The sequence below is a fragment of the Niabella sp. ZPM-14 genome, from assembly GCF_055693045.2.
This window is the reverse complement of sequence record NZ_CM181148.1, coordinates 810,268-825,533: the sequence shown is the minus strand read 5'-3', so window position 1 is coordinate 825,533 and position 15,266 is coordinate 810,268. Positions and strand designations below refer to the sequence as shown.

The 15,266-nt window shown below is 46.5% G+C and carries 7 protein-coding genes; 5 read left to right on the top strand and 2 right to left on the bottom strand.

Annotated features, from left to right (window positions below; translation table 11 throughout):
• Positions 1–113 precede the first annotated feature (113 nt).
• From rfbC to ACU37H_RS03400, 3 genes are all read left to right on the top strand, one after another.
• The gene (rfbC, locus tag ACU37H_RS03410; protein ID WP_472702960.1) at positions 114–662 is read left to right on the top strand and encodes a dTDP-4-dehydrorhamnose 3,5-epimerase; all 549 of its coding nucleotides are present in this window, start codon (positions 114–116) and stop codon (positions 660–662) included.
• A gap of 6 nt (positions 663–668) precedes the next feature.
• On the top strand, positions 669–1,535 hold the full coding sequence (gene rfbD, locus ACU37H_RS03405) for a dTDP-4-dehydrorhamnose reductase (RefSeq protein ID WP_472702959.1): 867 nt from the start codon (positions 669–671) through the stop codon (positions 1,533–1,535).
• Between the two features lie 179 nt (positions 1,536–1,714).
• Positions 1,715–3,757 carry a protein-disulfide reductase DsbD family protein gene (locus ACU37H_RS03400; protein ID WP_472702958.1) on the top strand — a complete coding sequence of 681 codons (2,043 nt, stop codon included), beginning with the start codon at positions 1,715–1,717 and terminating at the stop codon, positions 3,755–3,757.
• A gap of 25 nt (positions 3,758–3,782) precedes the next feature.
• Here ACU37H_RS03400 and ACU37H_RS03395 read toward each other — a convergent pair whose 3' ends face one another.
• The gene (locus ACU37H_RS03395) at positions 3,783–4,859 is read right to left on the bottom strand and encodes an NAD(P)/FAD-dependent oxidoreductase (protein WP_472702957.1); all 1,077 of its coding nucleotides are present in this window, start codon (positions 4,857–4,859) and stop codon (positions 3,783–3,785) included.
• A gap of 196 nt (positions 4,860–5,055) precedes the next feature.
• On the opposite strand from ACU37H_RS03395, the gene ACU37H_RS03390 reads away from it, so the two are divergent.
• Complete coding sequence (locus ACU37H_RS03390; protein WP_472702956.1) at positions 5,056–5,943, top strand: OmpA/MotB family protein; 888 nt, start codon at positions 5,056–5,058, stop codon at positions 5,941–5,943.
• 303 nt (positions 5,944–6,246) lie between these two features.
• Positions 6,247–8,709, top strand: coding sequence for a glutaminase family protein (locus tag ACU37H_RS03385; RefSeq protein ID WP_472702955.1), 2,463 nt, complete (start codon positions 6,247–6,249; stop codon positions 8,707–8,709).
• A 239-nt stretch (positions 8,710–8,948) separates the two neighbouring features.
• Here ACU37H_RS03385 and ACU37H_RS03380 read toward each other — a convergent pair whose 3' ends face one another.
• Positions 8,949–15,221 (bottom strand): alpha-2-macroglobulin family protein, encoded by a 6,273-nt coding sequence (locus ACU37H_RS03380; protein WP_472702954.1) that lies wholly within the window; start codon positions 15,219–15,221, stop codon positions 8,949–8,951.
• Positions 15,222–15,266 lie beyond the last annotated feature (45 nt).

Sequence of the window (15,266 nt, the reverse complement as noted above, 5' to 3'; positions counted from 1 at the left end):
ATCGCTCGATGATCGCTACTTTTGCGGCATTACGAAACCAACGGCCCTCATTGCAGATTTAAAGGGTATTTACCGGAATAAAATTTTTAACAGACCTTACTATAGTTTATAGAATGCCATTTACAAAAACCTCCATCGAGGGACTACTTGTTTTTGAACCGCGCGTATTTGAAGATCATCGCGGGTATTTTTTTGAAGCCTACAATCAATCGGTCTTCGGGTCCGAAGGTCTTCAATACAATTTTGTACAGGACAACCAGTCGTTTTCAAAACATGGTACGATCCGCGGACTACATTATCAGCAACATCCGCATGCCCAATGCAAATTAGTAAGAGTGTTGCAGGGAAAAATATTGGATGTTGCAGTAGATATCAGAAAACAATCGCCTACCTACGGCCAGGTCTTTTCGGTAGAGCTGACTGATGAAAATAAAAAGCAGTTATTGATTCCCGCAGGATTTGCGCATGGCTTTTCAGTCTTAAGTGAAACGGCCGTGGTAATGTATAAATGTGATGCCCTGTACAATAAGGAAAGTGAAGGGGGGATTGTCTACAACGATCCTGACCTCGCGATCAACTGGCGATTGCCGGAAGGCGCTGCCATTGTTTCTGACAAAGACCTGATATTGCCGCCACTTCGCGATGCCAAAAACAACTTTTGATCAAAAATGATCTCAAAAAAGAAAATACTCGTAACCGGGGCTACCGGCCAGCTCGGATCAGAATTAACAGCGCTATCGGCTGATTTTCCGGATGTCGATTTTTTATTCGCTGACAGGACCCTGCTTCCTGTAAACGACGAAGCTGCGGTCAATGACCTTTTTGACCAATTTCAACCTGACTTCTGTATTAATTGTGCGGCTTACACGGCTGTTGATAAAGCAGAAGACCCTGCCGAACGTCCTCAGGTTGAGGCCATCAATGCCTATGCGGTTGCCTATCTGGCCAAAGCCTGTACCAGGCACCATGCCAAATTAGTCCATGTCTCAACCGATTATGTATTTCCAGGGAATGCTTCCGAGCCTTATAAAGAGACCGAGGAAACAAAGCCGGAAAGCGTTTACGGCCTGACCAAGCAGCAAGGAGAGCAGCTCGCCCAACAGCATACCGATGCCATTATTATCCGGACGGCCTGGGTATATTCTGCCTTCGGGAAAAATTTTGTGAAAACGATGATCCGTCTGATGCAGGACAAGCCCCAGATCAGCGTGGTAAGCGATCAGTACGGTACGCCAACCTACGCGGCGGATCTCGCGGCTGCCATTATGAAGATCATTACTTCTGATAAATGGCTGCCAGGTATTTATCATTACACCAATGAGGGAAAAACCAGTTGGTATGAATTTGCGTTGCAGATCAGGGAGCTGATCGGTTCTGGTTGCGATGTGAAAGCCATTCCTTCCATTCAGTATCCTACACCTGCTAAAAGGCCGGCCTGGAGCGTTCTCGACAAAACCAAGATCAAGGAAGCCTATGCCTTATCCATCCCCGATTGGAAGGAGAGCCTGGCCGTGTGCATTCCCAAAATGCAGTGATCTGAACAATCAGCACAATTAATTGTTATTCATCATTAAAGCTTTGCTATGCAACGGTGTCAGCGCATACCTGTTGTACCCGCATGGCATATAGTTATATTCTGTTCGGGCTTTTCGTTATATATTTGAATTTTTTCGAACGTTTCCGAAAGCCTTAAATTTTCATCAAACAACAGATAATGAAATTTTATACCAAACATCTGGCTACCTTATTGCTTACCCTTTTTATCAGTGTTATAGCTGCCGCGCAGGATTCAACAGCGGTGCAGTTTTCGTTCACACCCGAGCGGATTGATAAGGACAAAGTGGCTTTGACCATAACTGCACGCGTGACCCAGCCAGGGGTTGATCTGTATGCGTTGCAGAAAACGCCAGATGACGTGGTTTTTTCACAGGTAACTTTCGATACAACGGCGGATAAATATTTGTCCGGCACTCTTGCAGAAAAGGGAACCGTGCAAACGAAAACAGATCCCACACTTTCACTGCCTGTCAGTTTCATTGCGGATTCAGTGCAGTGGATACAACAACTGAATATACCAGCAGAAGATACGGTGCTCATAAAAGGAAAGGTAGCTTACATGTATAAAATGGGTGAGGAGTTTCCTTCGGTGGAAAAAGATTTCCGCGTTGTCATCACCCCTGAAAAGGATGCAGCGTCTGCGGACACGGGATCTAACGAGAAAGAGAAATCACTGCTTTGGATCGTTCTCGGTGCTTTTGGCGGTGGATTGCTGGCTTTATTAACTCCCTGTGTTTATTCGATGATACCTGTAACCGTTAGCTTCTTCACCAAAAGAAGTAAAACCAGGAAGGAGGGCGTAAAAAATGCATTGATCTACTCTTTATCCATCATCTTTATTTTTACACTCCTTGGGTTTCTGATCACCCTTATTTTTGGTCCGGCCGCGCTCAATAACCTTTCGACCAACTGGATTGCCAACGTAATATTCTTCGCTATTTTCCTGCTATTTGGTATTTCGTTTTTAGGTGCATTTGAAATACAACTGCCAAGTTCCTGGTCAACCAAAGCCGACAGTAAAGCCGGCACTGGGAGCTTCTGGGGAATCTTTTTCATGGCGCTTACACTTGTGATTGTATCTTTTTCGTGCACAGGTCCGATCATTGGTAATTTATTGGTGCTCGCGTCCAAAGGCAGTTATTGGGGGCCGCTGCTCGGCATGTTTGCCTTTTCTGTAGCCCTGGCCTTGCCGTTTGCATTGTTCGCTTTCTTTCCAAGCAAGCTGAATGTCTTAGGAAAGGCCGGAGGCTGGCTTAATGCGATCAAAGTAACGCTCGGATTTTTAGAGCTGGCGCTGGCTTTGAAATTCTTATCCAATGCGGATCTAGCCAGAAACTGGCGCATTCTGGATAGGGAAGTGTTTATTGTCCTGTGGATCGTGATCTTCCTTTTACTGGGATTGTATTTATTAGGTAAACTTAAATTCAAGCATGATGACGAGCTACCTAAAAATGATTTTGGTATTCCCTACCTGACAGTTACCCGTTTGTTCTTTGCGATTGCATCCTTTGCAACGGTGGTATACCTGACGCCCGGTTTGTGGGGCGCACCGTTAAAGGGACTGGGAGCCTTTTTGCCGCCCATGGGTACGCAAGACTTTAACGCTGATGACCTGCCCAGGGGATTTAACATTTCAGGTATCGGTCGCAATAGCGCCTCCGGAGAGGGTGAAGCCGGACTACCGGAACCTCAGAAGTATGCCGATGTGATGAAAAAAAATGAACCCGATGTGGTGGTCAATAATGGCATGGTGACTTACTTCGATTATAAGGAAGCGCTGGAAGTGGCCAGAAAGCTGAAAAAGCCTTTAATGCTTGATTTCACCGGGATCAATTGTGTCAACTGCCGCAAAATGGAAACGCAGGTCTGGAGCGATCCTGAGGTGATGTCGATCCTCAAAAACGAATTTGTAATCGCATCTTTGTTTGTTGACGTGCGCGATGCGAGCGTCATGTTGCCTGTTGGCGAGCAATTCTATTCCGAAGATCTGGGAAAGCAAGTCGAAACGTTAGGCGACTATAACACGCACCTTCAGGTAAGTCGCTTCGGTAGCAATTCCCAGCCAAATTATTTTTTCCTGGATGGTGATGAAAAAAGGCTGATACAACAGGGCTACGGTTATGATCCGTCCAAAGGAGTGAAGGAGTTTAAGGATTGGCTCAACAAAGCCATCGAAGAATACAAGAAACGACAACAGTAGTCTGCAGCAGGTCTGCTTGAGACCTTTATGGCGCAGAGCGGGTTAATATCCTGGCATGCCGGGCAACGTCTGCATCTTTTTCAATAGGTGCGCCGTTGAGCAGATTTTCCCCCAGCTGAAACGCAAAGTAGGGTGCCAGCGAGCAACCTTTCGTTCCCATGCCATTTAGTATGCCGACGTTTCTATAAACAGGATGAAAGCCGACAAACGGACGTCTTTCAATGGTGGCGGGTCGTATGGCCGCTTTATGATCGATGACCTTAAAAGGTACTTTGATCCAGCTCCGAAGCGTCTGTTCGGTCGCCTGGCGGAAAGCATCTGTAGGCCGGTCATCTTCAAATTCCCAGATATAGTTGGTGCCTGTCCAGAAAATTCCCGGCGCTCCAAATGGGACCAGCATCATCGATTTTTTGTAGATCTGATCCGGAGGTAAGCCCGGTGCCTCAATGATGAGCGCTTCGCCCTTATTCAACGCGAACGGCAGCAGTGAAAAATAAGGGTTCTCATTCCCCTGGACGCCGTCGCAAAATATGATCTGATCCGCCTTGATGTTTTTGTAGCGTACATTACCAGCGTCAACCGTCAATTCAGAAAAATCAAAGACTTCTTCGAGGAGCCTGTCATTCGCCTTTAAATGTTTCCGCCACGCGGGCAACAATTGCTGCAGGTGAACAATGTAGGCCGGTTCGATAAAACCGGATCCAAATTCATAGTTAAAGTAGTCCGATAGCTGCTGATCGTCGTCAGCAAGCTCTATATAAGGTGCCTTTTGCTGCAGCTTCTTCAAAAAGCTTTCGCGCATAAAAGGGTTAGGAAAGAAATCTGTAATCGACGTTTTTGTAAGCGCCCGGATCGCAAGGGCGTCCCCCATTTCATTATAAGTTTTTTCGGCAAATGGCAAGATGAGCTCATCGAGCCAAACCGTTACCACGCGTCGCCCGGTCACCGGGTTGATCAAACCCGCGGCAGTGCGTGAGGGCGTAGCAACCTGTTCGTTATCAATCACAACGTGATCAATCTGCTGTTGCTCCAGGAACCAGGACAATAGCGTCCCTGAAATGCCCTGACCTACAACTATTACTTTCTTCGCGCGATTCGTCATTTTACTAAGGTGATCGTTTTTGTTTACTGATAATCAGTCTGTTAATTTGCTTTTAATAATAATAACTTATTTCTTTACTGCATATTTCGTCTCGACGACGCAACTTAGGCATTTAATTTGTCATCCTATGCATTAAATAATGTTTCTGCGCCTGCTTTCAGGCGTTTGAAACTTTTGCGAACTTAAATAAATAGGAATGAACAAACGAATGGGCTTGGTGCCGGCAGCGGCGCTGATAAGCGGTTTAATTTTGACAGGATGTGTCAGCGGTAAAAAATTCAGCGCCTTACAGGCGGATTACAATAATCTGAATAGCCGGTATCAGACAGCGCAGGTAGATCTGGCGAGCAGCCAGTCAAGAGTTAAAAGTTTAGAAGATCAACTGGCGCAGGAGCGTGCGAACAATGCTTCGTTGAAAAAAGCGCTGGCATCGCTTCAGGCTACTCTGGATAAAAGCATCAATCAGAACACGCAAGGAAATGTGAACATCTCCAAACTGGTAGATGAAATCAACGCTTCCAATAAATATATACAACACCTGGTGAACGAGAAGAACAAGAGCGATTCACTCAATATTGTGCTGACCAACAACCTGACCCGCTCACTCAGCAGGGACGAATTAAGAGATGTTGACATTAAAGTCTTAAAAGGAGTAGTGTATATATCCCTGGCGGATAACATGCTCTACAAATCAGGAAGTTATGAGATCTCTGAAAGAGCAGGAGAGACATTGAGCAAGATCGCTAAGATCATTCTCGACTACAAGGATTATGATGTACTGATCGAGGGTAACACCGATAACGTTCCGATCAATCGTCCGAATATCCGCAACAACTGGGACCTGAGTTCCCTGCGGGCTTCCTCTGTGGTGCAGGCGTTACAAAACAATTACGGCGTAGATCCTAAACGACTCACGGTTGGTGGTCGTGGAGAGTACAACCCGGTTGCTGATAACTCAACAGAAGAGGGCAGAACTAAGAATCGCCGCACGCAGATTATCATCACGCCTAAGCTTGACCAGTTTATGGACCTGATCGATAAGGCGCCTGCTAAAGATTCTACGGCAGTTCCCGAAGGGATCTAATATCAAAATCATCAATAAATTTATCAAGCATGGATGCAATGGCGTCCATGCTTTTTTTGTAAGTTGCGGAAACTGCAAGCGAATGCTGTAGCCCTCTTGCTTGAGAATGAAACAAATCGATGAAATTTTGAAACAAAATTGAAATGCCTTCTTTTCAAAACCTTTTATCTTCATTTTTTATTATTAACGAAATGATTGCCTTGAAGTCGAACATTAGCCCGATGTCATCGACGCAAAGCCGCTGTTTCCTTATAAATAACAAAACCATAATTTCAGATTTATCTTAAAAGAAAATTTTCTTAAATGACCAGAAATTTAAAGCCCTTAGGTAGTTTTTTACTCCTGTTTTTTTATTTGTTCGGATGGAGTCAGCAACAACAGGCTCCTGCCTATCCGCTCATTACACATGACCCTTACTTCAGCATTTGGTCGGCCACAGACAAACTGAATGAATCGCCCACCAGGCATTGGACCGGCACCGACCAGTCTTTGACGGGTTATGCCAAAGTAGACGGTAAGATCTACCGGTTCTTAGGCGCTGAATCTAAAACGTACGATGTCTTGTTGCCTGCATCCGAGGACAAGGCCTATCGGGCGATGTACACAGAGGCGGCACCGTCAGGTGACTGGTATGAAAACGGATTTAATGATAGTAAATGGAAAGGCGGTGTGGCGCCCTTTGGCGATGATAAAAGCGTAGCCAAAACGCCCTGGCGTTCTGAAGATCTTTGGGTGCGAAGGACTTTTACCATGCTGGATAACAATGAGCAGAATGTGTATCTGAAATTAAATCATGATGACAACGTCATTGTATACCTGAATGGAACAGAAATTTATCGCAAAGACGGATGGGTGCATAAATACATTTACATCCCGATAAAAAATCCGGCCAGTATTTTGAAAAAAGGCAAAAACGTTTTAGCGGTACATGTAAAAAACACTGCCGGCGGCCGTCACCTGGATTTCGGTTTAGTAAAGGAGCGTAAAGTAATGCCCGCTGTAGTAACTGATGCGGTGCAGAAAAGCATTACTTTAAAAGCTACACAAACGATTTACGATTTTAGCTGCGGCCCGGTTGATCTGAAGGTAACCTTCACTTCACCGCTCGTGCTTACGGATCTGGATCTGCTGGCGCGTCCTGTGTCGTATATTACATTCGATGCCAGGTCTAAAAACGGTGCGGCACATAATGTAGAGATCCTGTTCAACACGTCTTCTAACCTGGCGGTTAACACGCCTGCACAGGAAGTCGTAGCGAGCGGTTATACTTCGAAAGGTTTATCCGTCTTAAAAGCGGGAACAACTGCGCAACCTGTGTTGGCCAAGAAGGGTGATGATCTGCGCATCGATTGGGGTTATGTGCATGTGGCAGTGCCTCAGCAAAGCAATGCCACACAAATGATCGCCAACTCTGAGGCTGCCGTGTTAAGCGCCTTTGCTAAAGGCGGCACGAAAGCGGTGCCTTCTAAAGTTACCGGAAAACAGCTCTCACTAGCTACGATGCTGAACCTGGGGAAAGCCAGGAACGCTTCGGGCAGAATTTTGCTGGGATATGACGACATCTGGTCGATCCAGTATTTTGGAAAGAATCTGCGACCCTGGTGGAACAAGGATAACAATTCTACCATAGAAGATCAGCTGGCAAAAGCTGCCGCCGAATACGACGCTGTTATGCAAAAATGTAAAGAGGTAGATCAGACTATTTACCAGGATGCGCTGAAGTCGGGCGGCGAAGCGTACGCGAAGCTGTGTGAAATGACTTACCGCCAGGTGATTGCTGCGCATAAATTAGTACAAAGTCCGCAAGGTGATCTATTGTGGTTGTCTAAGGAGAACTTCAGCAATGGTTGTATCAATACTGTAGACCTTACTTATCCTTCTGCTCCGCTGTTCCTTGTTTATAATCCTGACCTTGAAAAAGGAATGATGAACGGTATCTTTTATTACAGCGAAAGCGGCAAATGGAAAAAGCCTTTCGCGGCGCACGACCTGGGGACTTATCCTTTGGCCAACGGACAAGTGTATGGTGAAGATATGCCGGTGGAAGAATCCGGTAACATGGTGATCCTCGCAGCGGCGATCGCGCGTGTGGAAGGGAATGCAGATTACGCAAAGCAGCACTGGCAAACACTTACGACCTGGACGGATTACCTGGTGAAAGAAGGCTTTGATCCGGCGAACCAGTTATGTACAGACGATTTTGCCGGCCATCTTGCGCGGAATGCGAATTTATCACTCAAAGCGATCATGGGCATTGAAAGCTACGCGATGCTGGCTAAAATGTTAGGCAAGGATGATGTGTATGAGAAATACCATGGCATTGCTGTTAAGATGGTGCCCGAATGGATGCGGCTGGCAGAAGATGGAGATCATTACGCGCTGGCCTTTGAAAACAAAGGAACCTGGAGCCAGAAGTACAACCTGATTTGGGACAGGGTATTAGAATTCAACATCTTCCCGAAATCAGTGATTGAAAAAGAGATGAAATATTACCTCCGTCATCAAAATACTTATGGGCTGCCGCTCGACAGCCGCAAGACCTATACCAAGAGCGACTGGATCTTATGGACGGCCGTATTAACCCGCGATATGCAGGATTTCAAAGCGCTCGTGGAGCCGGTATATAAATACGCTACAGAAACTCCGGACAGAGTGCCACTGAGCGACTGGCACGAAACGACTGATGGCAAAAAAGTTGGATTTCAGGCGAGAAGTGTTTTAGGAGGGTATTGGATGAAAGTGCTGGATGATAAGTTGAATAAGTAACCTGCCTATTTCAGTATCCTTATCGTAAAGCCCGTTCAAGCTATGTCATCATCATTGAAAATGGAGGAGGTACCTCGGCTGTGTTCGGCATGAGGGCGTCTAGTATTGATTGTCAAGATTCAAAGACCCCAAGCGCACTTAAGTAAAAATTTATCCGATCATAAAATTAAAAGGCCGCGATACCGCGGCCTTTTTGTGTCTGTTACAGCTACCTGTAATCGGTCTCGAAGGTCCAAGCTCTATTCTATGTTCACCCTTACGCCCTCACTGTGACTGGTAAACTCAGGCGCATACATACATTGTATCGTAGTGACGCCATTGCTGTAATTTCCGGCTAACTGGGCGAACAACTGATACTCGAATACATAAGTCCCTTTAGGAAGATAATTGAAAAAGAAGTTGGTGCTGGCATCTTTGGTCGTTTCATAATAACCCAAACCACCCTGCCATTTATAAGCACTTAAAACATTGACCGGCTCGAAAGAAGAGGCGCGCATGTCCTTCATGTGTACATATTCCATGTCTCTGTCTACGCGGAGTTCAATGCGTACCTTCATTTTATCGCCCACTTTTATTTTGTCGCCTTCCTGCACAGGCTGTAGCACCGGCCCGCGGTCTGTATTGCTTTCTATAAAAAGTTGCTTCTTCAGCTGCAAGGGGGTTGCCGCATGAGTTATTTTATCCAGGTCTTCAAAGTATTGCCAATACAAGCTTCCCCAGGTGGGTAATGAAGATCCTGCAGGCTGCTGCACGGCGACCGTGATATTACCCATGCCGGGTCTTACTCTGTTGCCTTCCACTACTTTTTTGATGTAACCGGTTCCTGCTTCTGCGGTTTCATCCTGGTTACCTCCAATGATCGTATAGTTGCCCAGTTGCACTTTCACCTCCGGTGTAATACCGAGCCAATCCGCGCCCCTGAGCAGTAGCGCGTAGACCGCTTCGGCCGTGGCTTTGGTGCTTTCCCAATTATTGGTTTGTTTGTTCTTCAACAACCAGGTTCGCAGCTCATCAGCGGTTTTTGTATCGCCGGCAACTTCTTCAAAAGCTTCTGTGATCAGGGCCTGCCGCTCTATGGGCGCCTCGTACCACCACCAGCCTCGCACAGCATCTTTATAATACATGCCCTGTTCATCGTCGCGAACCGCGGTTTCTTTCAGTGATTGTAATATGGCTTTCGGAACCGATTCCTGATGATTTCTGTGACCGGTTAAGGCGATCATGGCTTGCATGTATTTATTCTGTTTGACCCAGGTTTGTTGCGAGCGGGCTCCAAAATAATCCACCGCCTTTTGGGCTGCCTCGGCTATTTTCACCTTCGGAAAGAAACTTCGCATATACAGGTACTGAATGACAGGATAAGAAGGTACATAGCTTTTCAGATCTGCTTTAGAACGGACAAGGTCATCATAGTCTTCTTTGATTTGCTTGTCGAGGTAAGGAAGTGCTGCCTGAACGAGTCGATTGAGCTGGGCTTCCTGCAATCCTTTCACCGCGCCCAGTTTCTTCAAATGACCGATACCCGTGATGATATATTGGGTCATGTACCGGTCATCAGGGCCTCCCTTGAACCACACAAAACCTCCGTTCGGGCTCTGCAGTTGCCTTAATTTATCGTAAGCTTTACTCTGTTCGCCGCTCATGCGTACCAGGTCAAACAACACCGCTATGTTCTGCTTTTGTTGCGCTTCGTTTTTTGCATCCAGCACCCAGGGTGTCTCTTCGAGTAAGATTGATTTTAATTCCTGGTTCTTTTGCAGGTTGCTGAGCAGAGCCGCAGTGTCTTCCGTTTTCCAGCGCTCAAACACCTGCTTTATCTTCGGCGTACTGCTTACAACATGCGTTGCTAATGTATTCGCATAATATTTATTCCAGGTTTGCTCTGCACATTCATACGGGTATTGCATCATGTAGGGCAGGGCCTGCACGGCATACCACGCCGGATTTGAGGTGTATTCTGCCGTTAATGACTGAGTGGTGAGTGTTTCGCTGTTGCCGCTTTTGAGCAGTTTATCCCAGGTAAAGGACTTTGTGCCGCTGCCGCGCATCTGTAGCGGAAGGGTTTCCGTGACCAGCATGCGGTTGGTAACAACCGGCAAGACATTTTCTTCTCCGTCCGAAAGCGAGCTGTCAGCGGCTTTCACCATCACACGCCAGGTCAGCGCTTTGTTAAAGTGATATGGCACTTCGATAGGGAAGAGCACAGACTGGCTGCGGCCCGCTTCAATGGTGAAATATTGCTGCGGAATCACATTTTTAAACCATCCGTCCATCGCTTCCCCCGTTGCCGCATCAAACAATTGAAGAGAGGCTATGCCGGTTATTTCTTTAGGAGACAGATTCACCACCTTACTGCTGAATTCCATTTTATCTCCTTCGCGTAAGAACCTGGGTGGATTAGGCTGAACCATCAGGTCTTTTTGCGTAACGATTTCTTTATTGCTGTAGGCGAATGCCAGATCTTTTGAGTGGGCAAGGGCCTGAAACTTCCAGCGTGTTAGTGCTTCGGGAATGGTAAAAGAAAAACTGACATTGCCTTCTTTGTCGGTCCGGAGGTCTGGAAAGAAGAATGCCGTTTCATTAAAATTAGTTCGCGGTTGTGATGATGCAGCTCTTGTGTTATCTTCTTCCTTAGCCGCTTGACCGGAAGCAGCGTTGGGCGCTGCGGCAGATTCGACTATAGACACGGATCCGGCAAAATTAACTTTTCTTGACACTCCATATCCTACGACTACTACTTCATCCATGGCGCCTTGGATCAGTTCCTGCCTCACCAGTTCCTGACCATACTCTCTGAATGCTCCAGGTCTAAACAGCACATCATATCGCTTGTCAAAATCCTTATGCGTTATATCAATATTGTACTGCGTCCTGGCGGCAATATCGCCAAAGTTCGCGTTGCCATCCCAGTTGACAGGATTATAATAATATTGCCAAAGGGAAGGGGCATTCCACTGATGCGGATAAAACTGGTCCAGGGAGGCGTCGTACATACTGGCTAACAACTCAGCAGCTACTTTTTCCTTCTTTAAGCCTGATATCTTCATCGTCCATTGCTCTTCAGATCCGGGCAAAGTTTTATCTCTGAAAGTACTGTAGGATATATCCAGGTGCTTGTTGCTCCAGGGCACGACTATTGTCTTGTTGAGCTGGAATACACGATTGTCCTTTACAAACACATAATGCACGCCGTAGCCGCCGCGATCCGCTTCCTTCGCTGAAAATTCAAAGCGCCGGCTGCCTTCATTCAGTTGGTGAAATGAAAAGCGGCTTTGATCTTTGCGGACATTTTCAATCAGGAAGACGTTTTCCGCTGATGTAGCTATATGGATGTTGGTTGTTTCGCCAGGTTCTACGGCTTGTGGACGGGTGCTATATACGTATTGCGGATAAACAGGTTCGGGTTTTTTCGGATTAAATATCTCAACATAACGAACATCTTTCACTTCCAGGTTGTCTTTGTCCCGGGTGCTCGTTTCGATCATATAATACCCTGGTGCGATCCCGTCCTGCTGCCATTTGAACAGGCCTGTTGAATCGGTGAGGCCTCTTTGTTCCAGGACAGTCGTTCCTTTTGGCCAGCTTTGTGGCTTGTCTTCCTGGTCGTAAATATCATTGGGGAAATAACGGATGTAGTCATCTTTACTAAGCGTGAACTGATCAGGCCGTTCCCAATACCGGGTCCGAAGTAGGCGTTGTTCCGGTTGCAATGCAATGATCCGCACATGAACCTCGTTTTTCTGAAAGACGCCGGACATGTTTTCTGTCCTGATCGTTACCTGATGGAGGCTGTCTGCCGCCAGCTTATCCGGCACAGTCACGTTCAATATTAAAGATTTATATCCTGCTGCTACCACTTCTTCGGCGCTTCTGGTTTCGCCATTCACATCAGTTACATCTGCATACACCCGGTAGTTAAACACAGGTTCTGTGCTTTCATCGATCTGAAGGTCAGGCAGGGCTGTAAAGCTGATATTAAATTTCCCGTCGGTGTCCGTTTCCAGCGTGCCATGAGCGATTTCCTGGGGTGCGGAACGCGGCATATAGCGGCCCCAAAACAGCCAGGGATAAGGGAAACGGGCCTCGCGCACCACACGATACTTCACTCCTGCACCGTCCAGGCTATTACCCGCATAAGCCTTTGCAAAACCAGTTATGTTCACTGTTGCGTTGACCTTATAAGTATCTTTTATCTTTTCAAAGTCTACATAAAACTTAGGCCTTTTATATTCTTCCACTTTAAAAGTCGTTCTGCCTTCATCTTCTGCATTTTCAATAGTGAAATCTCCATTAAGGCCATTAGCCGGCAAACGGAACGTTCCGCTAAAGGAACCGTATTCGTTGGAAGTGACTTCAATACTATCTATTGTCTGGTCATTTGCATCAGATAGAAAAAGCGTTGTTGTATAACCTGTAAGTATCTTTGATTTTTTTCCTTTCGGATCTTTATTAACAGCGATGCCTTTGAAATAAACTGTTTGTCCCGGCCGGTAGAGGCTGCGGTCTGTAAAGAGAAACGTGGCAGGTTCCGGCTCATCCTCATTTTCATAATCATTATGGAGGTATAGATCATTGCCAGTATCGTCCATGAAAAGCCGGTCCTTTTGATAAGAAATATTAAATAAATAAGAACCACCGTTGCGTTCGTCGTTCCTGATATCCTCAAATTCGAAATAGCCGTTTTTATCCGTAGTATAGGTGCCCAATGCCGTTTGCGAGTAGTCGGATATTTTGTAATCGTAGGTTCGCCTAAGGGCTTGTACACTGGCACGTCCCAGCGGCTGGCCGGTCGTCCTGTGCAGGACAAAGAAATCGTTGCCGTAATGTGCAAAACTGATGTTAGAGATATAAATCAATTGTGTAGCGAGAATATTATCAGCCGGTTTAAAATCTTCATCTGCAGATGCGATGATAAAATATTCACCGATTGGTAACCCCTCAATCTTTATTTCGGTAGTGTGTTGTTGAAGATCCGTATTTCGGGGCAGCTCTTGCGTCCAGCTTTTGAGCGGCGCTGCTGCGATCAATTGGCTCCAGTAGGTGTTGTGATTCCTGGGGTTGCGCACGGCTTTCTTGATCGCGGTTGTGGCCGGAACGATGCGCAGATACACTTGTTGCAGATTTTTGAACTGCACCAACATCCTGAAAGGTGTTTCAGGAACATTTACTTTTTCTATTTGGAAAGACAGATAGGGTTGCTTCAACTGTTGATTCAGGTTGTAGGCGTTGGTCCGTCCTTCACTTTCCTGGGGTTGTTTCAGGATTTCTTCCACGATATCCTGTGCTTTCACCAGTTCATAGCGATGAGTGGTATCGCCATTGGCCCGGTATTCCGATCCTTTCTGTTGGTGCAAAGCGGCCATCAGGTATCGCGCCTGTGCTGCGGCGGGCAGGGTCGGGTAGGTTTTTACTATATCATGTAGCGCAGTATAGTAAAGCCATTCTTTTTCTTCAAGCGGCGCCCGCTGTTGGGAGAGCGTTGCTGTTTGTTTTTGATTCCTGGTCTTTATCACAATGGCGCCATTGGCTGCGCGGCTGCCATATAGGGCGGTGGCCGATGAACCTTTTAATATATCAATGGATTGAATATCGGCAGGCTGCAGGGAGGTCATTTCACCCACCTGGCCGTCTACGATCACTACTGGTTTGTTCCGGGCTTTTGTGGTCGATATTTTAGAAAAGACGTACTGCAGCCGCTCGATGTCAACATCTACCAGTGCGTCCGGCTGTTCATCTTTTAAATGCAGCCCGATCAGTTTCTGAAAGATCAGCAGCGCCTTATGTTCCAGTGACAGTGAATCTTTTGTAGAGAACGAGGCTTTTGCGAATCGTTCGGCGGTCGCAAAGGCCACCTCATCGTTGATCTCAAAACGGGCGGCAGGCCGCGTGATGTCGCGCTCCCCGCTTTTGAAATAGTCTAATGCCCGATGCGCGAGCAGATCATATAAGGTGGGACGCAGCCGCCTCATGTTTCCTTTTGTGATCAGTGCATCGTAATTAGCCAGGGTTACGGACTGTAACAGCACCTCTTTCTCGATCGAACGTAGGAAAAGCGCGCTTATTTTCTGATGAAAATCGTCGATTGTCCAGGTGGCAATATCTTCTTTATTAAATCCCGAAGTATTGGTACGGCCATACAGTTTGTATCTTTCTGCTGAAAAGTACTGGAGATACAAACCCGCCAGGTAGCTGCTCAGGAGCGAAGCGACCGGCTCCCCGGCGGCGTCGATCTCGCGCTCTACCTCTTTAATGCTTGTGATGATATTGTTGTCCCGGTTTTCCGTCTGCAATTGCGTCATAAAGATCAAGGCTTTCACTACCTGCGCCTGTTGACCTTCGGTTTTAGCTTTGGTGTATACGGTCTTCACGACTTTTAACGCGGATTGAGGTAAACCTTGCTGCATGTATCCCTCAACCTGTTTCCAGTCGGCATCGTAATTTTTTATTTGAGCGTTTGCGGTCATCTGAAGTATCAACGCAGTTAAGGCGATTATTATTTTACTGACTTTCATTCCGGTTATTTTAAGGGGCAAAAGAGCCGCCACTATATTGAGATG